The sequence below is a fragment of the Caldisericum sp. genome, assembly GCA_022759145.1.
Taxonomy (GTDB): Bacteria; Caldisericota; Caldisericia; order Caldisericales; family Caldisericaceae; genus Caldisericum.
The window spans coordinates 1-4404 of the sequence record JAEMPV010000012.1 but is presented as its reverse complement, the minus strand read 5'-3'; the positions used below and the strand labels follow the sequence as shown (position 1 = coordinate 4404).

Below are 4404 nucleotides of genomic sequence, written 5' to 3'. Positions count from 1 at the left end.
CTGAGATTCCTTTTGATCTTTGTTCCTTTTAAAGAAGTCAAATATACCCATAATTCCCCTTATTTAGCATAAAATTGAGCGACTTTTTATCACCCTAATAAATTTTAGTACTTTTTCCAAAAAAGGATATTAAAAAATAAATGGGATTTCTCACTTAGCCCGAAATGACTGCGCAAAATAACGTAAGTGGTTTCTCGGGCTAAAGTGTTCGGAATAACCTACGACGTCACCCCGACGACTTTGTGAGGGGCTCCGTTTCAACCGTCACCCTGAACGAACTGAATCGTCTCCTCCTTTTAATTGGGGCGTGAAAAGACCTCTCTCAACACTCCCCAAAACAGAGGAGATGTCTCACTCTGTTCGACATGACAGGATAAAACAAGAACAGAGGAGATTCCTCGGGCTAAAACCTTAGGAATTACTAAATTGATTGTTTTTTTCGTTTTGGGGAAATATTGGAAAGGGGGCTTCGCCCCCTTTCCAATATTTGTCACCCCGAGCCGACTTTGCGAGGGGTCTCCTCTGTTAAATTGAACGATTTCCAATCAATATAAAAGTTTTAACATTTTTTATGGAAAAAACAAAATGAAAATTAAGATAACAAATCAATTTTCAACGCCGCATATGTCTCAAACAAATTCTATTTAATGCCCGAATAAAGGTAACTTGCAATAAATCTCCTCTGGAATATAAGAAATGCAATGAGAAGTGGAGCAGCAACTGTTATTGTTGCAGCTGCAAGAAGCGGCCACTGTGCTCCTTGTTCTCCTAACTGAGTAAATCTCACCAATCCAACAGTTAATACACGAGACGCATCACTATTCGTGACCACAAATGGCCATAAAAATTCGTTCCAGTGCCATGTTATCGATGAAATGCTTAGAGCAATAATCGTTGGAACTGATGGTGGGATATAAACATTCAGAAGCAGTTGCCACCAGGAGCATCCATCGAGAATACCAGCCTCAATTGAATCATCTGGTATCTCAAGAAACGCCTGTCTCATAAGAAAAGTCCCGAATGCTGAACCGAGGTATGGTAAAGCAATAGCAATTTTTGTATTAAATAACCCAAGAATTCTTATAGTTGCATAGTTTGGGACAAGTAAAGCAGTACTTGGAATCATTAGTTGTAAAAGTATAAAGAAAAGAACCCAGCGTCCTCCAACAATTTTATAATGTGCAAAAGCAAAACCAGCAAGAATTGTCGTTACAAGTTGAAATAACAAAATAATAAGGACAACAATAATGGTGTTTCTGTAATAAATGCCGAAAGGCGCAAGTGACCAAGCATGCAGGTAATTCTCAAATGTAAATCCATTGAGCCATACATCACCAAGCCCAAGTGGTTTATTTGCAGGTCTAAATGAAACAACTATAGCCCATACAATAACGGATAGCCATAAAAGGCTTAAGATAACAGTTATTGCATTTAATATCCAGGATTTCAGATATTTGAAAATTTTTCTATTTTGCATTTGCTTTCTCCTCCCGTCTTTCAGAAAGAACAAAGTTCGTAATTGTAAACAAAAGCATAATGGCAATAAGTATGACAGTTAATGCGGAAGATTTTCCTATATCTGTATATTCAAAGCGTAATTGCCACAGATAATACAATAATATATTGCTTGCATCACTTGGCCCACCTTTCGTAATTATAACAATGTGATCTATAATTTGAAATGCATCTAAAAACGCTATAGTAGTCACAAACAGAGTCGTTCGTCTTAGCAACGGGAAAATTATATGAATTAAAGTTTGAAAAGGATTTGCTCCATCAATAGCAGCTGCTTCAAGCACACTTTCTGGTAAATTCTGTAAACCAGCAAGATAAAAAATCATAAAGTATCCGGCACTTTTCCATATAAAAATTATCATCATTGCTAAAAGTGCGAGATGCGGATTCCCAGCCCAATCCTGAGGGCCTCGATACCCGAAAAATTTCAAAAAAGTATTGAATAATCCGTATTCTGGCGTAAAGAAAAACATCCAGATAGTTGCCGCACTAACCATTGGTAAAATAGTCGGGTAAAACAACGCTAACCTTGCTAATCCAATTCCTTTAACACTCCTATTTACAAGAAGTGCAAACAATAATGCAAGAAAAATACTAACCGGAACAGTTATAGCGACATATAAAAATGTATTTAAAAGAACCTGGTGAAAAGTTTGAGAAGAGAACAAAGAAATATAGTTTTGAAGACCAACAAATTTAGGGACTCTAAACTCAGCCATATTAAGTCTTTGACGAAAGAGACTTTGATAAACTGAAAGAATTGTCGGCCATACCGTAAAAAGGGCTACAATTATAATTGTAGGTGATATTAAAATAAATGGGAGAATTGAATTCTTTAAGGTACTTTTTGTCTTTTCCTGGCTCATCTTATTTAGAAGCCTCCCGCAATAAAAGTTTAACTTAGAAAAGAGGATGGGAATGCTCCCATCCTCTCAAATTAAATAAAGTTTAGGCTAATCGCCACCTTCTATTACTTTTTGTGCCTCAGCTTCTGCTTTATCCATTGCCTCTTTAGGTGTCATTTGACCATTAAAAGCAGCCTGAAGATATTTGTGGAAAATATTTCGAACCTGTCCAAGGTTTACACTATAGAATTCGGCCCCTGCATATTTGAGGCTATCACGTATCGCTAAAGCCTGAGGAACTTTTGCGACATATGCCTTCATTGCATCCGTTTCATAAGCACTCTTTCTTGAAGCAATATATCCAGTTTTAATGCTAAAGTCTGCAGCATACTTTGGTTGTGTAACAAATTTTATGAATACCCATGCAGCATCCTGTTCTTCTACTGGAGCTCCTTTTATAATGTATAAATTACCACCACCAGGAACAGTAGCATATGTCCCTTTTGTACTACCCGGAATAGGCATAACTCCCACTTTGAAATTTGCTTGTGACAGAATCGTTGTTAGGTTTGCAGATGAATGGAAGATCATAGCAGCAGCCCCTTTTGCAAAATCACCGGGATCTGTATTCCAGCTTGCTTGAACTCCTTCTGGCATAGCGTGATATTTATGTGAAAGATCAATATAGTATTGAACTGCTTCAATAACTTTAGGATTATTGAATTGCATATCCGTTGGGCTATTGAAAATATTCTGTCCATTACCAATTGCTAACGGCTGGAATAACCAATATGGCCAATCCGAAGAAATTTTTATCCCCCAACGCTTACCCGGGATTGTAAGTTTTTGTGCAGTAGTTGCGAGAGATTCCCAACTATCAGGAGGGTTCAATCCTGCTTGTTGTAAAAGGTCTGCATTATAATAAAGGACAACGACACTTCTCTGGAATGGAATGCTCCATAACTTACCATTGTAATATGAATTTGCAAGAAAAGCAGGGAAAAAGTCTGCAAGGTAATTTTTTCCTGTTGGCATTGTATTAAAATAACTGTCAAGAGGTATTACGATATCTCCATTTACAAGGTCATAAAGGTCTGTTGAAAGCATAACGGCTAAGGCTGGTGGCTTTCCACCACCGCTTATTGTTGTTTGAATGGCGGTCTTAACATCTGTGTAGCCACCAGAGAAAACTGGCTTTATTGTTATATATGGATATTCTTTGTTAAAATCGTTTATATAACCCTTGATTATTTTTGCAATCGGGGCACCTGAAGCAACAGGATAATAAAGCTCCACAGTTACATTCTTTGTTAACCAGTCTGGCGAAAATTCAATTATAGCGGCTTTTGTCTGGTCATCCCATGAAACATGAGAGTTAAATGTTTCGCTCACGAATCTTACAGGCACAACTGTTCTGCCTGTTGACTTAATAATTGTTGCAGGTGAATCAAGCGACACGGTTTTATCATTCACAGAAGCTGATGAGCTATCAACTTTTAAAACAATCTTTTTCCCTAAAAGTTCAATCGTCACTTCCTTTGTTTTATCATTCCAACTTGTTTTTGCACCAAAAGTATCCGCAATAAATCTAGTGTCCCCCTAAATTGGGTGACTATACGCTCTTTCATCTTTAATTGCACTTCTTACATTTTCATTTGTATGCAAATTCAAGATTTTGTCAAGAAGCAAATTGTCAGAGACTTCAAAATCTTTTGGGGTCTTTCCTCCAGGTAGTCCTTTCAACTTTTCATAAGGAGCAAGTCCGTGTAAACCCATATGTGGTCTAAACTTGTTATAGTATTCAACATATGTTCTTAGACCCTCTTCCATATCCTCCAAACTCTCATAAAAGTGTGCTATAGAACTCTTCTTCCACAGTTATCTTACACCTCTCTACTTTACCATTCGTTTGTTTCCCTTCTTTTCCTTGTGAGTTTTGCTTCCCACTATTCTTTAGACAGAACTCATCAAGGATATGAGAACCTGGAGCTCCTCTTATGTTAGTAAACTCTAATCCGTTATCCGTAAGAATTGATTGAATCCT

At 37.3% G+C, this 4404-nt stretch carries 4 protein-coding genes; all 4 read right to left on the bottom strand.

Annotation, left to right across the window (positions count from 1 at the left end; all coding sequences use genetic code 11):
* Nucleotides 1-640 precede the first annotated feature (640 nt).
* The 4 genes from JHC30_00525 to JHC30_00510 all read right to left on the bottom strand — a co-directional run bounded on the left by JHC30_00525 (nt 641) and on the right by JHC30_00510 (nt 4190).
* On the bottom strand, nt 641-1477 hold the full coding sequence (locus JHC30_00525) for a carbohydrate ABC transporter permease (protein ID MCI4462645.1): 837 nt from the start codon (nt 1475-1477) through the stop codon (nt 641-643).
* A complete protein-coding gene (locus JHC30_00520; GenBank protein MCI4462644.1) occupies nt 1467-2381 on the bottom strand; it encodes a sugar ABC transporter permease in 915 nt (304 codons plus the stop codon). Before JHC30_00520 ends, JHC30_00525 begins: the two co-directional genes overlap by 11 nt.
* Before the next feature lie 87 nt (nt 2382-2468).
* Nucleotides 2469-3893: an extracellular solute-binding protein gene (locus JHC30_00515; GenBank protein MCI4462643.1), complete on the bottom strand. Its 1425-nt coding sequence runs from the start codon at nt 3891-3893 to the stop codon at nt 2469-2471.
* A gap of 66 nt (nt 3894-3959) precedes the next feature.
* Entirely contained in the window at nt 3960-4190 is a 231-nt protein-coding gene (locus JHC30_00510; protein ID MCI4462642.1) for a hypothetical protein, read from the bottom strand.
* Nucleotides 4191-4404: the final 214 nt, after the last annotated feature.

Excerpts from the sequence above, each read along its gene's own strand:
- JHC30_00525 (MCI4462645.1), bottom strand. The coding sequence starts at position 1,477 with ATGCAAAATAGAAAAATTTTCAAATATCTGAAATCCTGGATATTAAAT.
- JHC30_00520 (MCI4462644.1), bottom strand. The coding sequence starts at position 2,381 with ATGAGCCAGGAAAAGACAAAAAGTACCTTAAAGAATTCAATTCTCCCA.
- JHC30_00510 (MCI4462642.1), bottom strand. The coding sequence starts at position 4,190 with ATGGAAGAGGGTCTAAGAACATATGTTGAATACTATAACAAGTTTAGA.